Source organism: Dickeya oryzae, assembly GCF_020406815.2.
Lineage (GTDB): Bacteria > Pseudomonadota > Gammaproteobacteria > Enterobacterales > Enterobacteriaceae > Dickeya > Dickeya oryzae.
Genome location: NZ_CP162670.1, coordinates 246,241 through 268,400, shown reverse-complemented (window position 1 = coordinate 268,400; position 22,160 = coordinate 246,241). Strand labels below are relative to the sequence as shown.

Genomic DNA, 22,160 nt, shown 5'->3' with positions numbered 1-22,160 from the left:
CAGTAAAAATAGCAGAATTATAGCAACGTGGTCAGCGATGCCAAACTGAAAATTTCCACATGCGGCAACAGTCGGGAATCGTGAATCTGCATCAGGTTGCCGTCACGCAGGTTAATCCAGCAGGATTGCACGCCGCTGCGGATCGCTCCTGCTACGTCGGTGGTCAGATCATCCCCCACATGTAGCAGGTTGTGCAACGGTAAATTCAGCCGCCCGGCGGCGAGCTGATACATATCATGAGACGGTTTGGAACGGCCATCCGGGCCGGCACGCAGAATAAACTGAAAATAGTCGCCAAGGCCGCAGGCATGGGGATCCGCATTGCCGTTGGTGATCGCCACCAGTGGCCAACGCTGCCCCAACGCACGTAGTGTGTCGTGGGTTTCCTGCGGCACCGTGATGTCACTGCGCCAGCGGGCAAACTCCGCCATGACCGCATCCGCACCGGTTTTAGCCTCGTTTGGCGACATGCCCACCCGGGTCATTGCCAGGTGTACGGAGCGCCAGCGCCAGTGGGTCACATCGTGATAAATCTCTGGCTCTTGCGCCAGCAGTTCCTGGCGCAACTGCCGCAACCCTTCGCTGGTGAACGCCTGTAACCCGGGGTGGTAGTTCTGCAAAAACCGCAACGACTCCTGTTCCGTACGCCGGATAACATCATGGTTATCGTACAGGGTATCGTCCAAATCGAATGTCATGGCATCAATCCGATCGAGCGGGCGATAAAAATACATCAGGATTTACCTCGTTTAGCGCGTGGGTGCGCGGCATCGTACACCGATGCCAGATGCTGAAAGTCCAGATGGGTATAGATCTGGGTGGTGGAGAGGTTAGCATGGCCCAACAATTCCTGCACAGCGCGCAGGTCACCACTGGATTCCAGCATATGGGTAGCAAATGAATGTCGCAGTTTATGCGGATGAACATGGCTGTTCACCCCCTGTTTGACGCCCCATTCGGCAAAACGTTTCTGCACGTTGCGCATCGAAATACGCTTACCCAGACTGGAGACAAACACCGCGTCATCCTCTGGCGCATAAATCTCGCGGATAGCCAGCCAGTGCGTCAACCAGGTTACCGCCGTCGCGCCGATAGGCAATTTACGCTCTTTGCTGCCTTTTCCCATCACCCATACTTCGCCGCTCTCCAGATTGACGTGTCCGCAATCCAGCCCAACCAGCTCCGCCAGACGCAGCCCGGCACCATACATCACTTCCAGCATGGCACGGTCACGCACCGCCAGCGGATCATTGAGATCGATATCCAGCAGGCGGTCCATTTCATCCACATCCATGTTTTTGGGCAGATGCCGCCCGGCTTTCGGTGCGGGCACACCGCGGGCAGGGTTGGCCTTGAGCTCGCCACGGCCCACCAGCCAGTCAAGAAAGCTGCGTAACGCAGACAACCGTTGTGCCAGACTGGCCGCATTCAGGCCATCACGCTTGCTGCGGGCAACCACGGCACGGACTCCCGCCGCATCCAGCGATGACCAGTCCGTCACGCCAGATGCCGACAGCATCTCGATAATTACCTGTAACTGATGGGCGTAGCTGCGTTGTGTCAGCGGACTCAGTTGTCGTTCAACCCGCAGGTAACGCAGAAAGGCGTCTGCCGGGGCTGACAAAGGGGAATCGGGGTTCATAGGCGTTCAATCCATCGCTCCAGCAACACTGGCACGATCGTCGCCAGATGTTGCAGCAGCTCGGTACCCATGCCGTCCTGATAATGGTGGCTGTCACGGCTGCTGAAAATCAACAGCCCCAGGTCGCCCTGTTTTCCCATCAGCGACAGCGCGACCGAACCGACATGGCGCGCCTGCGGTAACAGGAGCAGCAGTTCGGGGCCGTTGAGGGTACCAAGGTAGTGATGTCGTTCGCCCAACCGCTGGATGCGCAAAGGCTCAAACAGTGTCCGGTTAAGGGCCAGATGGGTAAAATCGGAAGGCGCGCCGATACGCCAGCGATCGGTAAACAGCCGGATAGCCGCCCCCGCTAACCCTAATTGGCGCGCCCAACGGTGCAGCCGGTCGAGCAAGTCCTGCAAAGAATCGGCGGTCGACAGTGCCATCTGCAACGCTAACAGCTGACTGAACAGTGCCTCGTTGCGGGTCGCCTGCTCCATCAGCAAGGCGATCTCCTCTTCCAGGAACTGGATGCGGTTACGCTGACGGGCCAGTTGCCACTCAACCAGCGATACGCTGCCCCGTACCGGGTGTGGAATGCGCAGGCTCTCAACCTGGTGGGCATGACGAATGAAAAAGTCAGGGTGCTGGTGCAGATGCTGTAACACCAGTTCGTCAGTCAACGCCTGACGTTCAGCCTGCTCTTCCACATTTTTCATAGATGAATAAATCCATCATAAACATGGGTTGCCGGGCCGGTCATAAACAACGGATGACCGGGGCCGTCCCAGTGAATGTCCAGTTCACCGCCAGGCAGCTGGACTTTGACATCCGCTGCCAGCAGCCCCTGTTGAATGCCGACCGCCACGGCGGCGCAGGCACCGCTACCGCAGGCTTGCGTTTCCCCCGCACCGCGCTCAAAGACACGCAACCGGATAAGATGGGGATTGACCACCTGCATAAAGCCGACATTAGCGCGCTCAGGAAAACGCTCATGGTTTTCCAGCAACGGGCCTTGTTCCTCTACCGGCGCGGTATCCACATTATCCACCTGAAGTACGCAATGCGGGTTACCCATCGACACCACACCGCACAACACCGTGTGTTCAGCGGCGCGCAAAATATAGGTTTTTTCCGGCTTGGTCGCCCGAAACGGCACCTGTTGGGGTTCAAAGTTGGGTTCGCCCATATTGACCCGCACCAGTTCATCTTCCGTCACCGACAGTACCATGCGACCGTTATGCGTACTGACGTTGATCTCACGTTTACTGGTCAACCCTTTCAGGCGGACAAAACGCGCAAAACAGCGCGCGCCATTACCGCACTGCGCCACTTCACTGCCATCGGCGTTGAAGATGCGATAGTGAAAATCCAGCTCAGGATCGTAAGGCGGTTCGACGATCAATAGTTGATCGAACCCCACTCCGCAATGCCGATCCGATAAACGACGGATCAGATCCGGTGAAAAGTAGACATTCTGCGTCACGGCATCGACAACCATGAAATCATTGCCCAGACCGTGCATTTTGGAGAACTGCATTTCCTGACCCCGCTGCGTTAAACGGGCGCGGCAGCCATACTGTCGCAACCCGTGAGATTACCCTCAATCACCCTACGTATTACGGCGGCTATTGCTGCCGGGCGGATGATGCTTGCGGAGCCTGGGTGTTTTGTTGCTGCGTTTTTTTAACCGGTGCTGGCTGCTCCGGCGGAAAATAAAGCGGGCCTTTTAAACCACAACCCGCCAGCGACAACACCAGCAATGCCAGTGCGCCCTGACGAAAAAAAGTTTTCATTTCGTTAAAACCTGTCATTCGGATACCTATGCTCTCTATAATCGCAGGTGGATCATGAAAATCAATAGGAATCGAATATGAACGATAGCGAGTTTCATCAATTGGCCGACGCGCTGATGCTGAAAGTAGAAGAAACGCTGGATCAGTTTGATGGCGATGCGGATATCGATTACGAAACCAATGGTGGCGTGATGACCCTGAGTTTTGAAAACGGCAGCAAGATTGTGATTAACCGGCAAGAGCCGATGCATCAGCTCTGGCTGGCGACCAAAGGCGGCGGCTACCACTTCGATTATCAGAACAACCGTTGGATTTGCGACCGCAGTGGCAGCGATTTCATGACGTTGCTGGCGCAGGCGTGCTCAGAACAGAGCGGCGAAGCGATTGATTTCGACTAACCCCGGGCAGGTAGTCACCGACACTAAAATGGGGCGCATTCGCACCCCATTTTACTCGCTCTGTCAGTTCACCCCGAATGCCCTACGCGACACTGCCCGCGTGGTACTACAGCATCTGCAAGCGCTGGTTCAACACCAGATTCTTCTTTTCCTCAGATGACGGCGTCACGCACAAATGCGACAAGGCGCTGCTACGGAACGGGATCACCTGTGTGCGGCCATCCAGCTGAACAATCTGGTAGAACTGCGGCAAGTTGAAATTGATGAAGCTGGAGCCGTAGGTAAAGCGATCATGCGATGAGGAATAGAAGCGACTGACATCACGCACCAACTCCTCTTTGCTGCCTTCACAGTGATGATAGACTTCCACCCGGTTCGACTCATCCAAAATATAGATATTGAAACCCTGATTATCAGACTGATCTTCAAAGAAGAATTGGATAATACCTTCACTGGCGACACCATCCACCACCGGTGGCAGATGAATATGGTTGGTTTCGACCTGAACAGGCAGCCCTTGTAGCTTGTTGTTGGAAATCGCGCCGTAAAACTCCACCGCATTTTCCAGTTTCTGCGCTGACACGCTCAGACGCTCGAAGAACAACCCCCAGGTTTCGCCGGCGACTTTGACTGCCTTGAAACGGCCCGGTTCCTGACGCGTGCTGGATAAGCGCAGTTCAATGCACTCTGACACCAGTTGCTGCACACGGGTACGGATAAGCCCGCGTAAATGCTGGCTATAACAGAAGACTTCCAGCGACTCCGGCAGCGCAGCGTCCTGATGCATTTTGCCAAGAATGGTTTTCAGCGCTTCCAGCATCGCCTGCTCACCGCTGAAGTGCAGGGTTCGCACTTCATTCCAGGAATTGCGGTACAGCAAGTCAATGCTGCCGACCAGACATTGCTGCTGCTGACCGAAGCTAAAGACATCCAACTGGCGGAAATCGAAATGCACCACCTGATTGCGGAATGTCGCCGTCGGGTCATGTTCCAGGTTGACGATAATCGCCAGATGGCGAATTTCACACGGGCTATACAGCGCTTTCGGCGTGGGTGCCGCCACCCGCAACGGGAAGTGACTGGACACATCCGATACCAGTTCCTGCAGCCGGGCGATGTCGCACAGTTCATGGCCTTTAATGTGCAGACGCGTAGACGATGTCAGCAGGCCGTTAAAGTACGCCCAGGCCACCAGCTTGTTGAGATAGCGGTTATATTCCAGCGGCTGATGGCTGATGATGGCGTCCATCGACGGTGCCTGATTGTACAGATACCAGCCAGAGCGATTGGCACGCCCGGCAGGCACATAAATAAAGGTCAGATTCGGTTCCGACAGGTCAGGCGAAATCTGTGGGTTCACCAGCGTCACCTTACCCGGCAAGGCTTCAAACGCCGCGTACAACTTACGGGTCAGTACGCCGATATCCTGCGGACTGGCGCTGACACTCAGGTTGTTGCGGCGGGCGAAACGGATCAGGTTGCGATAGCTTTGCATCATGGCATCGAGCAATTCGTTGTGCGCTTCGCGCACCTGCCCAATTTTCCAGTTCGCCCGGTTGTCTAACATCACCAGCCGCTCATCGCTCCATCCCCATGCCTGCACCAGTTGTGTCAGGATCTGGCGACGCCAGGCGGTACACGCGCGCTCACGGGAGAGCTTTTCGCACACTTTAAGATAGAAACAGCGACGCACCAGGTCCAGCCGGGTCTGATCATCAATCGCCGTCAGATACTGGGTCACACGCTCCAGCATCATGCAATACGGATCCAGCCCGAAAGACACGATCTCGCCGTTATGCAAACGCGATTTGATCTCGCTCGACAGCAAACGGGTATTGGGATATTCCCAGGAGTAGGCTTCCAGCAGCAGCGTTTTCAGCACCGCTTTGTAAGGCGAATCAATGCTCTTATACAACTGCCACAAGCTGGCACCAAAGTATTCTTCCGCCGACAGTGCGCTCAGGCCGCCAAGATCCAGCCATTCGTTTGGTGCCAGCGCGCCACGGGCATACAAAGACAGCACATACTCATCGTAGTGCTCCTCTTCTTCTACCGGCACCATGTTCCACAGGATGCGCTTGCCCGCCATGCGCACCGCCGTGCGATAAAACTCATCCAACAACAAAATGTGTTGGGTAGAACCGCAGTCTTCGCCACCCAGGCTACCGCTCTCGTTGTGGCGGAAACGGTTTTCATCCATCAGGAAGAAACTGACATCCACCCCCTGGCCTGCCGCCCATTTTTCCAACAACAGGCATTTTTGCTGTAACCGCTGGCGCTCTTCGCTATCCAGCCAGGATTGGTGGCACACCCAAATATCGAGATCGGAACTGCAACTCTGCCCGATGGACGAGGTGCTGCCCATCGAATAGACACCGGTGATCGGCAATTCGCCTTTGCGATCCGGCGCGGACAACTCACCCCAGCGTAACTCCACGCTATCGAGGTAGTGTTGCTGTTTTTCATCGGGGAAAAAAAGACAAATGCCGTGCGGAACCTTGCCTTCCAGATAGCCAGGCATCAACGGATGATGATGATGTAATAAAACTGGCAAAAGACTGTAAACCTGCTTAAAAGCCGGTTTCATTGCTTCCAGAGCACGATCCACACGCAGTTGGTTGATCGCATCCAGTCTTTGCTTCAGTGTCTCGATGTAGAAGTACAAGACGTTTCGCCTGCTTATCCCAGTGCCTATAAAGAAGCCGTTGTTTTCCAGACTGCCCTGGATAGATATTGGAAGAATGGTGGGCAGAATATTGCTGGAAACGTGATCAATTTAACACCTTGCTGAAAGGGCGTAAAGAAACTAAAGAAAGTCGGATTTGTTTATTGATGCTTCAGCATTGCACATATTATCGCCGCTTTTGCCATGTGCGGCTATCTCCGGTAAGGGTTTTCGATCGCTTCTCGCTCGTCATTGCGACGGCCGGGCAACTGACACCGGCTTGCCTTCAATGGTACGATGGAAAAAAAGGATCAATACGGTATTAAGCATGGTAGACACTATTCTCAGGATCGCCACCCGACAGAGCCCGCTGGCACTATGGCAGGCCCACTTTGTGCAGCAACGGCTGGAAGCCTGTCATCCCGGTTTACGGGTAGAACTGGTTCCGATGGTCACCCGCGGCGATGTCCTGCTGGATACACCACTGGCCAAAGTGGGGGGCAAGGGATTATTCGTCAAGGAACTGGAACTGGCGTTGCTGGAAAACCGTGCTGATATCGCGGTACATTCGATGAAGGATGTCCCCGTCGAGTTTCCTGAAGGGTTAGGTCTGGTGACCATTTGCGAGCGTGACGACCCGCGCGACGCCTTTGTCTCCAACCACTATGCCACGCTGGATGAGCTACCTGAAGGCGCCTGCGTCGGTACCTCCAGCCTGCGTCGTCAGTGCCAGTTACGCGCCCATCGCCCGGATCTGGTGGTCCGCGACCTGCGTGGCAACGTCGGCACCCGGTTATCCAAGCTGGATAACGGTGACTACGATGCGATCATTCTGGCCGTCGCAGGGCTTAAACGCCTTGGTCTGGAAAACCGTATCCGTACCGCCCTCAGCCCGGAGCAGTCGTTACCGGCGGTCGGTCAGGGTGCGGTGGGTGTGGAATGCCGACTGGACGACGCACGTACCCGCGCGCTGCTGGCACCGCTTAACCATGATGATACCGCCACACGGGTGCTGGCCGAGCGCGCCATGAACACCCGGCTGGAAGGCGGATGTCAGGTCCCCATCGGCAGCTATGCCGAACTGCAGGACGACACGCTGTATCTGCGGGCGTTGGTGGGGGCTCCAGACGGTAGCCGCATTATTTACGCTGAACGCCGTGGCCCGCGTCAGGATGCCGAAGCGCTGGGTATCGACCTGGCAGATGAGCTGCTCGAACGCGGCGCGCGCGACATTCTGCAATCGGTTTATGGAGGAGCCTCGTCATGACGATTCTGGTTACCCGTCCCTCTCCTGCGGGTGAGCAGCTGGTAGCCCGTTTAAGAATGGCTGGCTTGCAAGCCTACCATAGCCCGTTAATTGAATTTTCTCCGGGTAGCGAATTATCACAATTGCCCACCCTGCTACAGGCGCTGCGCCCCGGCGATTTGGTGTTCGCCCTGTCGCAGCAGGTAGTGGAATACGCCGATCCGGCGCTATCCCGTGCCGGAATGGGCTGGCCTGAGTCACTTACCTACTTCGCCGTAGGGCGCTCCACCGGACTGGCGCTGCATACCGTCAGCGGCTTAGCGGTGCACTACCCGCCGGAACGCGCGACCAGCGAAACCCTGTTGCAGTCCCCGGCGTTACAGCACGTCACGGGTAAGCAGGCGTTGTTACTGCGCGGCAACGGCGGACGAGAATTGTTGGGCGACACATTGCAGCAACGCGGGGCGCACGTACGCTACTGCGAATGTTATCAACGTAACCCGGTGGTCTACGACGGCGCGGAACAGTGCCAGCGCTGGCAACGCCTGGGCATCAACACACTGGTGATCACCAGTGGAGAAATGTTGCAGCAGTTCTATACCCTGATACCTGACTATTATCGAACGACCTGGCTGCTTGATTGTCGGGTCGTGGTGGTTAGCGAACGCCTGGCTGGCGTGGCCCATGAGTTGGGCTGGCACGACATTCGGATCGCCGATAACGCAGATAACGATGCATTGATGCGCGCGCTACAGTGATACCGAATAGCTAGTGATACCAAATAGACTGTTACGCTGCGGTCGTCACGCGGCGAAAGAAGAACCCGGACACTTACCATTACCCTGATCATAGGATGTACTCATATGACGGAACACATTACCTCCTCAACGTCCTCCGAAGAGGTGGTCGAACGGGCTGAACCCTCCTCGCCGCAAACGCCCGGCGCACTACGCCACGGTCTGGTACTGGGTGCTATCGCCATCGTGGTATCGCTGGCGCTAAGCGGCGGTGTGTACTATTACACCCACCAGCAGATGGTCCGCCAGAATGCCATGCTCAGCCAACTGCAAGGCCAGATTGCGGCGCTGCAAAAACAACAATCACAAGCGCAGCAACAATGGCAGCAGACGCTGGACCAACAGGCGAAAACCCTAAGTGCCGATGAGCAACGGCTGGCGACGCTGACGCGACAAGCCAGCGAAATGCAGGAAAAACTGGCGACACTCGATAACAGCGACTCGAAAACCTGGTTGCTGGCGCAGGCTGATTTCCTGGTAAAACAGGCAGGCCGTAAACTGTGGAGCGATAAAGATGTCACCACCGCCGGTGCATTACTGAAAAGCGCGGATGCCAGCCTGGCCGACATGAACGATCCGAGTTTGCTGGAAGTACGACGCGCCATTACCCACGACATCAGCATGTTGGCGGGCGTCAGTCAGGTGGATTTCGACGGCATCATCCTGAAAGTGAATCAACTGGCCGATCAGGTAGACAACCTGCGTCTGGCGGATACCGATACCGATGAAGCGCCGATGGAAGAAAACGACTCCACCTTGTCGGCCTCGGTGAGTGAATGGCGGCAAAACCTGAGCAAGAGCTGGCACAATTTCCTGTCGGATTTCATCACCATCCGCCGTCGTGACGACAGCGCTGAACCGCTGCTGGCACCGAATCAGGATGTCTATCTGCGTGAAAATATCCGTTCTCGCCTGTTAATCGCCGCACAAGCGGTGCCGCGCCATCAGAATGAAACCTACCGTCAGTCGCTCGAAACCGCCGCGACCTGGGTGCGCGCCTACTTTGACGAAAACGATCCGACCACCAAAGCGTTTCTCGACCAGTTGGATGCGCTAAGCCAACAGTCGGTGGCGATGGACGTGCCGAACGAACTGCAAAGCCAGCCACTGCTGGATAAACTGATGCAAACCCGGGTTCGCAACCTGCTGGCGCAGCCGTCCGCCACCCCACAGGAGGGCTGATTATGCTGAAGGTACTGCTGCTATTTGTGGTGCTGCTGGCAGGCATCGTGGTCGGGCCCATGCTGGCTGGTCATCAGGGTTACGTACTGATCCAAACCGACAATTACAACGTTGAAACCAGCGTCACCGGGTTGGTGATTATGCTGGTCCTGTTTCTGCTGGCCTTTCTGGCGGTGGAATGGCTACTGCGGCGAGTATTCCGCACCGGGGCGCGCACACGCGGCTGGTTCATCGGACGCAAACGCACCCGGGCGCGCCAGCAAACTAAAGCCGCGTTGCTGAAACTGACCGAAGGCGACTATCTGCAGGTAGAAAAACTGCTCACCCGTAACGCCGATCACGCCGAGCAACCGGTAGTGAATTACCTGCTGGCGGCAGAAGCCGCCCAGCAACGCGGCGATGAATTCCGTACCCGTCAGTATCTTGAGCGGGCGGCGGAAATCGCTGACGGCGACCAGTTGCCGGTCGATATCACCCGCGTTCGCATTCAACTGGCGCGTAACGAAGACCACGCCGCTCGTCATGGCGTCGATCGTCTGCTGGAAGTGGCACCACGCCACCCGGAAGTGTTGCGTCTGGCGGAACAGGCGTTTTTGCGTACCCACGCCTACAGCGCCTTGTTGGATATTCTGCCTGCCATGCGTAAAACCCGGCTGCATGATGAACCCTCACTGGATGAATTGCAGCAGCGCGCCACCATCGGTCTGATGGATCAGGCAATGTCGGAAGGCGGCAGCGAAGGATTGAAACAGTGGTGGAAAAACCAGCCGCGTAAAGCCCGCCAGTCACTGGCGATGCAGGTGGCAATGGCTGAACGCCTGATCGTGTGTGATGACCCGGTGACCGCACAAGACATCATTATTGACGGGCTGAAGCAGCAGTTTGACTACCGACTGGTGCAGTTGATCCCCCGTCTCAATAGTGGTCAACCGGAGCCACTGGAGAAACTACTGCGTCAGCGGCTGAAACAGCACAATAACGATGCACTGTTACACAGCACGCTGGGGCAATTGCTGATGAAGCATGGCGAATGGCAACAGGCCAGCGATGCTTTCTCCGCCGCGCTGGCACTGCGACCAGACGCTTATGACTACGCCTGGTGTGCTGATGCCTTTGACCGACTCAAACGCCCTGAAGACGCCGCCCGCATGCGGCGCGACGGCCTGCTGCTGACGTTACAGACATCTCACGACGCCTGAAGCCCACACCGGCGCGACCCCGCGCCGGTTTTGTTTCGCTTGTTTTCTTCCACTCGGTTTTCTTCCCCACCTTTCTGATAACCACCTGATTTAGAAAAATAACGGCGAAAAAAAACGCTTGCCGACCAGCGACAAGCGTGCAATAAAAATCAGGTCTGAAAGACAACTTTAAGGTGCCCCACTCAACATTACGTCCAACCGCGATGAAACAGCACTTCATCAATAACCGGACGTCAGGCACCGTAAATGGCTCTGCGTCATTCCCAGGTTTATGAAGCCGAAGCAAGCATAGAAGGTGGAATGAGCATCTACGTCTCTAATTAAGCATGAATGATGCCAACTTTTCAAACCTCACCGGATAAAAATCATTACTCATTGATAAATAAAACATTAAAAGTAGTGAGCCACCAAACACCAAAATGATTAACGTGCTGAAAAATCAAGCATTCTGGGTCAGAACTGTCGTTAAACAGAGACACCACAAGCACTGACTTTTATACTCTTTAAAATTCAAATGTTTACATGTCTCTCATTGGCGACACCGCAACCCCCATTCTGTCGCTAAAAAACCACAACCGATACCGGGCAGGGATAGCACAAAAACAATCACCCCCTCCCGAGGAGGTGGTTTAACACTGACAACAAAACGGCCACGGTAACCGTGGCCGCTGTCATTAATAAGGATAAGACGGGAATAACGACGGAATCAGGCTGTCTGCGACAACTGTTCCAGACTCTGCTTCGCCAGTTGATACAGATAGTGTGCGGTAGGAAACAGCGCCCGGTCATCCACCCTGAATTTCGGGTGGTGCAGCGCGTAAGGGCCGCCCGACCCAACCATCATGAAGGTGCCCGGCAGTTTCTGCTGGTAGAACGCAAAATCCTCACCGATCGGGCTGGCATCAACACGACGAGCCTCAAACCCTTCGGCATCCGCCACCTGCAACGCAAAATCTACCCAGTGCGGTGTGTTCACCACCGATGGTGGCCCCGCGTGCCAGATAAATTCGATTTCGGCACCGAAGGTGCTGGCGATACCGGCGACAATCTGACGGAAACGCTGTTCTATCAAGTCACGGGCCGCTTGACTGAACGTACGCACAGTACCTTCCACATAGGCGGTATCAGGGATAACGTTCCAGGTGCTGCCGCTGTGTACCTGGGTAATCGACACCACCGCATTGTTGTCTGACGGTACGGTACGACTGATGATAGTTTGCACCGCGGAAATCAACTGTCCCAGAATAATGATCGGATCATTACCTTCGTGCGGTTTGGCGGCATGGCAGCCCTTGGCAGCAATCTTGATTTCGAAACGGTCAACCCCGGCAGTCAGTGCACCGTCTTTACCACCAATCACGCCAACCGGTAACGTTGGGTCGTTATGAATGCCAAAAATGGCACTGGCACCGTCAAGCGCGCCAACAGCAATCACTTCCGGCGCACCCAATCCGGTTTCTTCCGCAGCCTGAAACAGAATACGCACGGTACCCTTCAGCTCCGGCTCAATACGCTTGAGCAGGACAGCAGCCCCCAGCGCTGCCGATGAGTGAAAATCGTGTCCACAGGCGTGCATCACCCCGGCATTTTTTGAGCTGAACTCAACGCCGGACTCTTCTTCAATCGGCAGGGCATCAATATCGGAACGCACAACGACCAGTGGCCCCTCTTGCAGGCCACCCACTTCCGCTACCAGACCGGTTTTCAACGGCAACTCAAGGATGCGAATGCCTTCTTTTTCCAGTACAGCACGGATTTTTTTCGTCGTTTCAAACTCTTGATTGGACAGTTCCGGATGCTGATGCAGTTCATGCCGAAACGCCTGAATAAACTGCGCCAACGGCGCATGCTGCGCATGTTCTTTCATGTTGGGTGACTCCTCTTCTTCTGCCCCGTCATCACGGAGCGTGCCCGCAGGTGAATAGGTTATCGATCAGATGTCGAACTCTGAAGGTTCCTGAATCGTAGTGAGTTGCCGCAGGAAGCGACGGGTCTGCGGATTATCGGAGAAGCTGATCACCTTCTCCGCCGGGCCTTGTTCAACGATGTGCCCGTCAGCCATAAAGATCACCCGGTCCGCCACGTCTTTAGCGAACTGCATCTCATGGGTCACGATCACCATAGTGGTGTTCTGCCCTGCCAGTTTCTGGATAACCTGTAGCACCTCATGTACCCGTTCCGGGTCAAGCGCCGAGGTCGGCTCGTCAAACAGAATCGCCTTCGGGTCTACCGCCAACGCACGGGCGATACTAACACGCTGCTGCTGACCTCCAGAGAGCGTCACCGGGTATTGATGCGCTTGTGGCAACAGCCCGACCATTTCCAGCAGTGACAGCCCTATCTCGTCCGCCTGCTTTTTCGCTATCTTCTTCACCACAATTAGCGCTTCGGTGATGTTCTCCAGCGCGGTCTTGTTTTTGAACAGGTTGTAGTTCTGGAATACCATCGCCGTCTGGCGTCGGAGCGCATACGCGTCCTTGCTGCTATAGCGGCGGGTATCCAGCGATTGTTCGCCAATAGTAATCACACCGGACTCGGGCTTTTCCAGCAAATTCAGGCACCGCAGCAGGGTGGATTTCCCTGAACCGGAAGGCCCGATGATCGCAACCACTTCGCCCTCGGCGATATCCAGACTGATATTGTCCAGCACGACCTGGTCACCAAAACGTTTAGTCAGGTTTTTTACGCTAATCATATCGGCTCCTTAACGCTGCCGTGAGTGGCTGAGCTTTTTCTCCAACTGAGATTGCAGCCAGGAGTAGACCACGATGAGCATCCAGTAAATCAGCCCCACCACCAGGAAGGTTTCGAAGAAACGCAGCGACTCGGCGGCGATCATCTTGCCTTCGGCAAACAGCTCCGACACACCAAGCGCAAAGGCCACCGAGGTGTCTTTAATCAGTGAAATAAAGGTGTTGCCGGTCGCCGGCAGTGCATTGAGCATCGCCTGCGGCAGCACAATACGGCGGTAAATCTGTACTTTGTTCATTCCCACCGACAGACCGGCTTCGGTTTGACCGAAATCCACCGACGCCAGCGCCGCACGGAAAATTTCCGCCATGTACGCCGAGTTCTTCAGGCTGAATCCGATAATGGCCGCTGTCATGGCTGATAAACCATTCAATGATGGAAACAGCTGGGGCAGGCCGAAATAGATAATGAACAACTGAACCAGCGACGGGATGCCGCGAAACAGCGAAATATAGAGTTCCACCAGTTTTGAGACCACCATAAAGCGGCTCTCACGAACCAGTGCCAGCATCAAGCCTAAAACGATGGCAACCAGCATCGACACCACCGCCAGCAGCAGCGTGGTGGGCAAGTACATCAGTACCTGGGGAAAAACCTTCAACAGGTAGGAAAGATCGATATTCATGAGCCATACCATTACAGCGAACGCCAGCCCGCAATCGAGCTGGCGTCGCAGAAGTTGAGTGAGCCGACGAGGTTATTTGCCCGCCGTAATGTCCTCACCGAAGTATTTAACCGACAGGGCTTTCAGACGGCCGTCGTTACGCATTTTGGTCAGCTCGTCATCGAACTTCTTGCGCAGTTCGTCACCCTTCTGATCTTTATGGAACGGGAAGCCGACCTGCTCGACCACCAGCGGCTCACCGACCATCTTGAACGGCAGGTTGCGTTTGTTGATTTCCGCCAGCAGGATGGGACGGGAGTTGATGTAACCTTCAACACGCTTGGCCAGCGCATCACTCATCGCGCCATCGCGAGTTTCATAGGTGCGAATCGTCACGCTGCCGTCGGCAAAGGCCTTTTTCAGGTTGTTGACATGGTTGGAACCCAGCACGCCCGCCACGGTTTTCCCTTTCAGATCATCCAGCGTATTGATGTTGGTATTGTCTTTGTGCGTGACAATCTGGCTGCCGTAATAGCTATAAGGCGTGGAGAAGTTGTATTTATCCTGACGTGCCGGGGTAATCGCCACTACGTTAGCAATCGTGTCCAGCTTATTGGCTTCCAGTTGCCCCATCAGGCCGCTGAAATCCGCCGTCACCCACTCTACTTTGTAGTTCAGATCTTTCGCGATGGTTTCCGCGACTTCTACGTCAAACCCCACCAGCTTGTTGTCCTGTTTGAAGGAGCTCGGGTAACTCTGCCCGGTGGCACCGATACGCAACACTTTTTCGTTACTGTTCTGAGAATCGCAGCCAGCGACCAGAATAGCGGCCGACAAGGCTAAAACAGGGAGGATAATTTTTTTCATTGTCATTGGATAACGCCTCTTAGGAGTGTTTCTTTTCCCAGTGGTGATAAAGGTCCTGATCCAGGACTTTTCGCATATAAATCGTGAGGTGTCCTTTCCCTAAGTCTGCCTGGCCGACTTCCTGAAAGCCATACTTCCGGTACATATCCAGCAACCAGGGATGTTGCTTAGCGGTACCCAGCGTTACAGCAGGCGCTTTTAACTGATCTTTCAACACCGCCTGTTCCAGCCAGTCCAGCATCTGTTTACCCAGCCCTTGCTGTTTGAAGTCAGGGTGGGTCGCTAACCAGCCGATATGCGGTAAACCATAAGGACCGGGATTCGGCCCCCACGGATAACGAAGGGTGACGGACGCCGCCAGACGACCGTCTTTTTCCATCACATACACGCCGTTGCTACGTAGATGGCGGCGCACCATGTCAATGTCCGCATAGGCGGCGTCAAACTTGATGCCCAGCTCACGCACCGGCGCGTAAGCGGCCAACGCCAACGCCAGAAACTCGTCATCATCGGCAAGCGTCGCCTGACGAAATACGGTACTCATGGCACCTCCCGTCATTCGGCCAGCAAGCCGGTGTTATCGGCGTACTGGATCACCTCATCCACTTTCTGCGGGGCGCTGCCCACGTAATTCGCCGGGTCCAGCCAGGTATCAATCGTCCCGGCCGTCAGGTGCTGCGACAGTACCGGGTGTTCCAGCAGTAACGCTTTAAATTCACGGTTCTGCTCAAATGCCGCCATAGAGCACTCGTACACCAGATGATGAGCCGTTTGCTTACCGAGCAGTTTGCCGATTTCAAACATCACCTTTTCCGAGAGCAGCAGGCCATTTTGCAAATCCAGATTGGCACGCATCTGTTTTTCATTCACCGACATACCGCGCAGGATACCGAGCGCGTTTTGCAGTTGTGCCGACAGATAGATGTTGATTTCCGGCAGGGCTATCCACTCCGCACGCCAGCTCATGGCGTCACGCTCGTGTTCAACCTTCATTGACTCGTGGATCAGCGCGGCACTCTTGAACAGTGGTGCCGTCAGGCTGGCCAGTCCTTCCAGCGCGGCCGGATTACGTTTGTGCGGCATGGTGGTAGAACCGATCTTCCCTTCGGAGAAAGGCTCTTCGATTTCGTTGATTTCGGTACGCATCAGGTTATATAGCTCGTTGCCGATTTTACCGAGCGTACCGCTGATCAGTACCGCCACCGACGCGTATTCCGAGAAACGGTCGCGGGCAGACTGCCAGCCAATATTGGGGGTATTCAGGCCCAGACGGGCAAGGGTATGGTGCTCGATTTCCGGCCCCAACTCGCCAAAAGAGGCGTAGGTACCGATAGCACCGTTAATGTTGCCGACCAGCACGCGCTCACGAATCTCATTCAGGCGCTGCAGGTGACGGACGAATTCGTCCAGCCATACCGCCAGCTTGAAGCCGAAAGTGGTTGGCATGGCCTGCATGCCGTGGGTACGGCCGGTCATCAACGTATGCTGGTGCTTCTTCGCCAGCCGTTTCAATTCGATAGCGACCAGACGGGTATCGCGCACCACAATGTCGAATGCCTGACGCAATTGCAGCACCGTGGCGGTATCTACGATGTCCTGCGTGGTCACGCCGTAATGAATGTACTCGCCCGCCTCGCCGCACTGCTTTTGGATAGCCGTGATCGTCGGCATCAGAGAGTGTTTCATACGCACCGCATCCTGAGCTATTTCTTCAATATTCAGGGCGCTGGCGTCAGCGTGGGCAGCAATGGTGTCGGCTGCATCCTGCGGAATGACACCCAGCTCGCCCTCTGCCAGTGCTAACGCAATTTCCACGTCAACCTGGCGGGTCAGCCGGTTTTGCTCTGACCATACGGCGCGCATTTCTGGTGTGCCAAAGTTATTTCCAATAAGAAGAAAATCAATCAGATGTGATGCCATAACTCACTCGTTTACATTGTAATAATGGGGGAAAGAGAGGCGGGTCGAGACGACGCTGTCATTTGTCGAAAACTATATCACTGGCAATATTCGTGCCTATATACGCGATCGATCTAACATATTCTTTATTGTTTTATGATTTCTTTGGTGATTATTTGTCTTGCAAATAAATCGTCTTAAGAACAAATCAGATGGGTGGAGAGCAGGGCGGGCGCGCGTTGTGACATAACGATGTGTTCGCGATCGTCATTCATTGGCTCACCAGAGCGGAGCATGACACCCGCATAAACACACCGAGAGGCGTGGTTCTGCGGGGATGGTGACAAAAACAACAACAAAAACGGCTACGACGCGAAATAGAACCATGCGGTCGTAATCAAACCATCGCTAACTTCAAACACGGCGATACTTTCGAGCGCATCAGGACCCAGGCCGTAAATCTTTTCATGATCAAAAACTTGATTACCCAGTACAGTACGAGAAACCAGTTCAGCACGCAGCGCGGGGTTATTAAAACGGTGGTCGCGATAAAACGCCTCCAATGCCGCTTTCCCTACCATGGACGGGCTTTCCGATGGCATACGGTACGCCCGGAAATGCGCATGGAAACAGGCAGAAAAGGCGGCTAAATCATGGGCGTTATAAGCGGCAAACTGTTTTTCGACCGGTTCGACAATTGACATGCTTAACTCCATTTAAATGCAAATTTAATGAATAAAAATTCACACAAAGAGATACAGCAGTCAGGTATAAAAAGCAAATCAGACGCGGTACTGCGTCGCAAGCACAGCGTGCCGAATCGCCTCTGGTGCGAGCGAAAATGGCAGTAACACGGCACTGTCTTTGGGGAATTTAAATGTTTCAGACAACGTCTCTGCCAGTTCGGCATAGCGTGCCTCCGCTACCGGCAAATGCGCAGGAGCATCATAACGCTGTAAGTGTGCCAGCAAATCGGGTTCAACCGAGCCGTCACCACGCGCCAACAGGGACTGTACACGTAATCCGAATCCTACTTTCTCGCCGTGTAGCCAGTCATGCAGCTCAGGAACGTGTGTCATGCGATTATGAATCGCGTGGGCTACGCCAGGTGATGGTGAATCATCACGCATACTGTTAGCCAGACCTGCCAAGGCAATATTGGCATCGATCACCTTTTGTAAGGCTCGCGTGACACGCTGCTCTGCATTGTCATACAAAGCCTGTTCTCCCCATTGTTCAAAGGTGTCCTTCGCCAGCGCCGCTGCCTGTATTTTAAGGTTCAACGCCAGATTATCGCTGTTTTTCGCCAGATAGGGTTGAAATTCGTACCATTTGGCAAGGGCATCCACGATCCCAGCTTTCAGGTAGCGCACATCGCTACGGGCAATCACATCGCTGTCCACCAGCACCATCTCGGGTATACGCTGTAATACCAGTGTTCCCTGATGCCTGCCCTGCTCATCATACAAAATACTGATAGGAGACCAGGCAGCACAGGTGGCAGCAATCGTCGGCAACGTCGCAACCTGACCATTGTCTAACCCATCAGCAACCGCTTTGGCGCAGTCCATTACTCGGCCACCACCAACACCCAACACAAAATGAACACCCTGTTGAGCAATTTGATGCCGATGGTATGCGATAGCATCGCGCGTGCATTCACCTTCCAACAGATGCACAACACATTGTACGTCAGCCTTCGCCAAACTCTCGGACAGCGAGCTTCGCACGGCGTCCCAGGCTCGCGGGCTGGTTAATACAGCGATGCGATGCGAAAACGGCGCAATGAGCTCACCAATGCGTGACAGTAAACCTGACTGATGGTGATAGACCCCGGGAGATTTTATGGCAAACACGGTAATTCCTTGATGTCCCTATGCTGTACCAACCCATAAGCACAGCTTGCAGAACATAATAGTAAAATGCTGCCTGTACGGTGTAACCGTTCAAATAATGATAAGATATAACGTGATGGTATAAATTTCCCTTTATTTTGAATGATATAGTATTCCCCGCAACCAACGATTCATCACCGCTGTTACTCCTTATCCCGCTTTTTTCGTCTGTCATACCCCCCCAGAGTTGATGAGTACGTTGCGACATATACCGCTATCAGACCTGATCCAAACCAGGAATATTCATACAGGAATTCATAATGAGAACCCGACTGACTCGCTACCTCAGCGCCGCGCTATTCCCTGCCCTTGCAGCCGTGCTGTTGAACGGCTGTGATAACAACACGAGCACACAGACACAGAACAACGTGCTACGCGTGGGTACCACGGGGCAAAGTTACCCGGGTTCTTATAAAGAGAACGGCACGTTAGTGGGTTATGATGTGGAAGTAGCAGAAACCATCGCTCACAAACTGGGTTATCAGATAGCCTGGACCACCGCTGATTTCAGCGGATTGCTGGGCCAGTTGGAAGCAGGAAAACTGGATACGGTCGCCAATAATTTTGTGAAAACAACCGAGCGCCAGAAAAAGTACGACTTCACCAACACGTATCTCAACTACGCATCGCAAATCGTCACCAGCATTAACAACAAAGACATTCAATCTCTGGACGACCTAAAAGGTAAAACGGTGTCTGGCGTGCTGGGGTCTACCCATGTCACCAATCTGCGCAACGCGTTCCCCAATAATGACGTCACCATTCGCACCTACGAAACTCGCGATGGTGCGATGAGTGATGTTATCAATAACCGTGTCCAGGGCTACGTCAACTCACGCCCTATCCTGCTGGCAGAAATTAACAAACGTCACTTGCCGCTAAAACTGGTCGGTAACCCCATCTCCAACGAACAAGTCTCCTTCCCGTTTGCCAAGACTCCGGAGGGTAATAAATTACTGGCGGAATTTAACCAACAGCTGCAGGAACTGCGTCAGAACGGTCAGCTAAAAGCGTTGGCAGAGAAATATTTCGGCAGCGATAAGGTGCTGGAAAGCAGTAAAGCGGAATAAGTGACTTGTCACCCCGACCACGACGTTTTTTATAGCATTCTCAGTGTTAAAAGCAAAAAAAACGGCAGTCCGTCTGGACTGCCGCTTCTTTAGAATAGGATGGTCGGCGAGAGAGGATTCGAACCTCCGACCCACTGGTCCCAAACCAGTTGCGCTACCAAGCTGCGCTACTCGCCGATCATGGTCTAACACGGTACTGCTATTTTCGTTTGTGTGGTGCGAAGAGAGGGACTTGAACCCTCACGTCCTGAGGACACTAACACCTGAAGCTAGCGCGTCTACCAATTCCGCCACCTTCGCGCGTCACAAACTTAAAATTTGGGGTGGCTAATGGGACTCGAACCCACGACAACTGGAATCACAATCCAGGGCTCTACCAACTGAGCTATAGCCACCATATACCACTGCTTTACTACGTATTCCGGTACTCGATTTACGGGGTAATAAGTACCTCCGCAGCTCCCGCGCCCAATCTAATGGCGCGCCCGACAGGATTCGAACCTGAGACCTCTGCCTCCGGAGGGCAGCGCTCTATCCAGCTGAGCTACGGGCGCGTAGCGCCGTTGCGGGTGGGGATAGTACGGATTTAATAGGGGGCTGTCCAGTGCTTTTTTCACAGAAATGATGCGTTTGCTTATGCTTTGCTCATTTACGGTCAAAACCCGGTTCATCCACCGTCACCACCCGCTGTTCGCTGCGATTACTCCGCTTGTGCCTGCATTTGCGGCTGTTTTTTACCCAGCCCCAACACAACGTAAAGCACACTGACCGCCGCCAGGAAAATACCACCGACCACCAGCGACATCCGCGTGTCTTCGTTAATGTACATCCCAACCAGCACACAGAGAAGGAATGCCATCGTCAGGTAATTCACCCACGGGAACAAAATAGACTTAAACGGGTGACCAGCGATCGCCGCCTGATGCTGCTGACGGAAACGTAACTGGCTAATCAGCACCACAAACCAGGGGATCATACCCGGCAGTACGCTGGCGCTATAGACATACACGAACACTTTTTCCGGGTTAGGGATAATGTAATTCAGCGCAGACCCCGCCACCAGACACAGAATCGACACCAGCACCCCAACAGCAGGCACACCACCTGCGGTTACCCGCCCTAACGCCGCCGGTAACTGACGGTTGTTAGACAGCGAATACAGCATACGCCCACAGCTATACATACCGCTGTTGCAACCAGACAACGCCGCGGTCAGCACCACAAAGTTGATAATACCCGCGGCAGCGGTAATGCCGATCTTGGAGAAGGTCAGCACAAACGGGCTACCGGATGTGCCGATTTCATTCCACGGGAAAATCGTGACGATCACGAAAATGGCACCGACATAGAAAATCAGGATACGCCACAGGATGTTATTGATAGCCCGTTTCAGCGTCACCTGCGGATTACGCGCTTCGCCAGCGGTAATCCCGACCAGCTCAACCCCCTGATAGGATGCCACCACCAGACAGAGCGCAAACAACACGCCTTTCCAGCCGCCAGCCAGGAAGCCGCCGTGTTCGGTCAGATTAGTCAATCCGATAGACTGGCCGTGGTTGCCAATCCCAAAGAAAATAATCCCGACACCCACCACTATCATCACCACAATGGTAGTTATCTTGATCATCGAGAACCAGAACTCAAGCTCACCATACAGCCGCACCGCCGCCAGATTCGCGGCTGCCACCAGCGCCACCGCGCCGATCGCCGGTATCCACTGCGGCAACGTCGGGAACCAGTACTGCACGTAGACGCCGACGGCGGTAATTTCTGAAATCCCCACCGCCATCCACATAAACCAGTATCCCCAGGCCGTGAGATAGCCAAAGAACGGATGCAGGTAATTATGCGCATAAACCGCAAACGAACCGGTTACCGGTTCCAGAAACAACATCTCGCCCATTGAGCGCATGATGAAGAATACAAACACGCCCGCCACGATATAGGCCAACAGCACGGACGGCCCAGCCCATTTCAGGGCGCTTGCCGCCCCCATGAACAACCCCACACCGATGGTGCCACCCAGCGCGATAAGCTCGATATGTCGCGCTTCCAGCCCACGGTGGAGCTTGTCCTGTTTTTCTGTATTTGCCATATAACCTCTGTCTTCAATAGATCCTTTTTACGCCGGTATCAAAAGCGTTATTGTTTTATACCCGCCATGCTTTAA

Annotated in this window: 21 protein-coding genes and 4 tRNA genes; 6 read left to right on the top strand and 19 right to left on the bottom strand. The window is 54.4% G+C overall.

The genetic code is table 11. From position 1 onward, the window contains the following. Positions 1–17: 17 nt before the first annotated feature. The 5 genes from yigB to LF929_RS01220 all read right to left on the bottom strand — a co-directional run bounded on the left by yigB (position 18) and on the right by LF929_RS01220 (position 3,417). Positions 18–734 (bottom strand): 5-amino-6-(5-phospho-D-ribitylamino)uracil phosphatase YigB, encoded by a 717-nt coding sequence (gene yigB / locus LF929_RS01240; RefSeq protein ID WP_019845845.1) that lies wholly within the window; start codon positions 732–734, stop codon positions 18–20. After that, on the bottom strand, positions 734–1,642 hold the full coding sequence (xerC, locus tag LF929_RS01235) for a tyrosine recombinase XerC (protein ID WP_210177430.1): 909 nt from the start codon (positions 1,640–1,642) through the stop codon (positions 734–736). The genes yigB and xerC overlap by 1 nt, the downstream gene beginning before the upstream one ends. Then, entirely contained in the window at positions 1,639–2,340 is a 702-nt protein-coding gene (locus LF929_RS01230; protein ID WP_153508897.1) for a DUF484 domain-containing protein, read from the bottom strand. Before LF929_RS01230 ends, xerC begins: the two co-directional genes overlap by 4 nt. After that, positions 2,337–3,161: a diaminopimelate epimerase gene (dapF, locus tag LF929_RS01225; protein WP_016942887.1), complete on the bottom strand. Its 825-nt coding sequence runs from the start codon at positions 3,159–3,161 to the stop codon at positions 2,337–2,339. The genes LF929_RS01230 and dapF overlap by 4 nt, the downstream gene beginning before the upstream one ends. Before the next feature lie 88 nt (positions 3,162–3,249). Further along, a complete protein-coding gene (locus tag LF929_RS01220; RefSeq protein ID WP_020477063.1) occupies positions 3,250–3,417 on the bottom strand; it encodes a lipoprotein in 168 nt (55 codons plus the stop codon). Positions 3,418–3,494: 77 nt separating this feature from the next. Between LF929_RS01220 and cyaY the strand changes: the two genes are divergently transcribed. Then, positions 3,495–3,815: an iron donor protein CyaY gene (cyaY, locus tag LF929_RS01215; RefSeq protein WP_210175195.1), complete on the top strand. Its 321-nt coding sequence runs from the start codon at positions 3,495–3,497 to the stop codon at positions 3,813–3,815. A gap of 106 nt (positions 3,816–3,921) precedes the next feature. Here cyaY and LF929_RS01210 read toward each other — a convergent pair whose 3' ends face one another. Beyond that, positions 3,922–6,480: a class I adenylate cyclase gene (locus LF929_RS01210; protein WP_038914787.1), complete on the bottom strand. Its 2,559-nt coding sequence runs from the start codon at positions 6,478–6,480 to the stop codon at positions 3,922–3,924. Positions 6,481–6,808: 328 nt separating this feature from the next. Between LF929_RS01210 and hemC the strand changes: the two genes are divergently transcribed. The 4 genes from hemC to hemY all read left to right on the top strand — a co-directional run bounded on the left by hemC (position 6,809) and on the right by hemY (position 10,904). After that, positions 6,809–7,747 carry a hydroxymethylbilane synthase gene (hemC, locus tag LF929_RS01205; protein WP_016942884.1) on the top strand — a complete coding sequence of 313 codons (939 nt, stop codon included), beginning with the start codon at positions 6,809–6,811 and terminating at the stop codon, positions 7,745–7,747. Then, entirely contained in the window at positions 7,744–8,484 is a 741-nt protein-coding gene (gene hemD / locus LF929_RS01200; RefSeq protein ID WP_038909244.1) for a uroporphyrinogen-III synthase, read from the top strand. The genes hemC and hemD overlap by 4 nt, the downstream gene beginning before the upstream one ends. A gap of 105 nt (positions 8,485–8,589) precedes the next feature. Further along, positions 8,590–9,705: a uroporphyrinogen-III C-methyltransferase gene (hemX, locus tag LF929_RS01195; protein ID WP_226092822.1), complete on the top strand. Its 1,116-nt coding sequence runs from the start codon at positions 8,590–8,592 to the stop codon at positions 9,703–9,705. Between the two features lie 2 nt (positions 9,706–9,707). Beyond that, complete coding sequence (gene hemY / locus LF929_RS01190) at positions 9,708–10,904, top strand: protoheme IX biogenesis protein HemY (protein ID WP_226092823.1); 1,197 nt, start codon at positions 9,708–9,710, stop codon at positions 10,902–10,904. Between the two features lie 706 nt (positions 10,905–11,610). Here hemY and LF929_RS01185 read toward each other — a convergent pair. The 8 genes from LF929_RS01185 to LF929_RS01150 form a co-directional block, all read right to left on the bottom strand. Next, positions 11,611–12,771, bottom strand: coding sequence for a M20 peptidase aminoacylase family protein (locus LF929_RS01185; RefSeq protein WP_210175198.1), 1,161 nt, complete (start codon positions 12,769–12,771; stop codon positions 11,611–11,613). 66 nt (positions 12,772–12,837) lie between these two features. Further along, the gene (locus tag LF929_RS01180) at positions 12,838–13,599 is read right to left on the bottom strand and encodes an amino acid ABC transporter ATP-binding protein (protein ID WP_016942879.1); all 762 of its coding nucleotides are present in this window, start codon (positions 13,597–13,599) and stop codon (positions 12,838–12,840) included. Positions 13,600–13,608: 9 nt separating this feature from the next. Further along, on the bottom strand, positions 13,609–14,280 hold the full coding sequence (locus tag LF929_RS01175) for an amino acid ABC transporter permease (RefSeq protein WP_016942878.1): 672 nt from the start codon (positions 14,278–14,280) through the stop codon (positions 13,609–13,611). Between the two features lie 72 nt (positions 14,281–14,352). After that, positions 14,353–15,132 (bottom strand): amino acid ABC transporter substrate-binding protein, encoded by a 780-nt coding sequence (locus tag LF929_RS01170; RefSeq protein ID WP_019845856.1) that lies wholly within the window; start codon positions 15,130–15,132, stop codon positions 14,353–14,355. Positions 15,133–15,145: 13 nt separating this feature from the next. Then, the gene (locus tag LF929_RS01165) at positions 15,146–15,670 is read right to left on the bottom strand and encodes a GNAT family N-acetyltransferase (RefSeq protein ID WP_016942876.1); all 525 of its coding nucleotides are present in this window, start codon (positions 15,668–15,670) and stop codon (positions 15,146–15,148) included. 11 nt (positions 15,671–15,681) lie between these two features. After that, positions 15,682–17,046, bottom strand: coding sequence for an adenylosuccinate lyase (gene purB, locus LF929_RS01160; RefSeq protein WP_226092824.1), 1,365 nt, complete (start codon positions 17,044–17,046; stop codon positions 15,682–15,684). A gap of 344 nt (positions 17,047–17,390) precedes the next feature. Further along, on the bottom strand, positions 17,391–17,729 hold the full coding sequence (locus tag LF929_RS01155; protein ID WP_038909248.1) for a nuclear transport factor 2 family protein: 339 nt from the start codon (positions 17,727–17,729) through the stop codon (positions 17,391–17,393). A 78-nt stretch (positions 17,730–17,807) separates the two neighbouring features. Further along, the gene (locus tag LF929_RS01150; RefSeq protein ID WP_038909249.1) at positions 17,808–18,881 is read right to left on the bottom strand and encodes an iron-containing alcohol dehydrogenase family protein; all 1,074 of its coding nucleotides are present in this window, start codon (positions 18,879–18,881) and stop codon (positions 17,808–17,810) included. A 299-nt stretch (positions 18,882–19,180) separates the two neighbouring features. On the opposite strand from LF929_RS01150, the gene LF929_RS01145 reads away from it, so the two are divergent. Continuing rightward, positions 19,181–19,990: an amino acid ABC transporter substrate-binding protein gene (locus LF929_RS01145; RefSeq protein ID WP_226092825.1), complete on the top strand. Its 810-nt coding sequence runs from the start codon at positions 19,181–19,183 to the stop codon at positions 19,988–19,990. Positions 19,991–20,090: 100 nt separating this feature from the next. Here LF929_RS01145 and LF929_RS01140 read toward each other — a convergent pair. From LF929_RS01140 to LF929_RS01120, 5 genes are all read right to left on the bottom strand, one after another. Further along, positions 20,091–20,167 (bottom strand) — tRNA-Pro (locus LF929_RS01140). Between the two features lie 37 nt (positions 20,168–20,204). Beyond that, a tRNA-Leu gene (locus LF929_RS01135) sits at positions 20,205–20,290 on the bottom strand. Positions 20,291–20,309: 19 nt separating this feature from the next. Next, positions 20,310–20,385 (bottom strand) — tRNA-His (locus LF929_RS01130). A gap of 82 nt (positions 20,386–20,467) precedes the next feature. Further along, positions 20,468–20,544 (bottom strand) — tRNA-Arg (locus tag LF929_RS01125). A 146-nt stretch (positions 20,545–20,690) separates the two neighbouring features. Then, positions 20,691–22,085 carry an amino acid permease gene (locus tag LF929_RS01120; protein ID WP_038909250.1) on the bottom strand — a complete coding sequence of 465 codons (1,395 nt, stop codon included), beginning with the start codon at positions 22,083–22,085 and terminating at the stop codon, positions 20,691–20,693. Between the last annotated feature and the right edge of the window lie 75 nt (positions 22,086–22,160).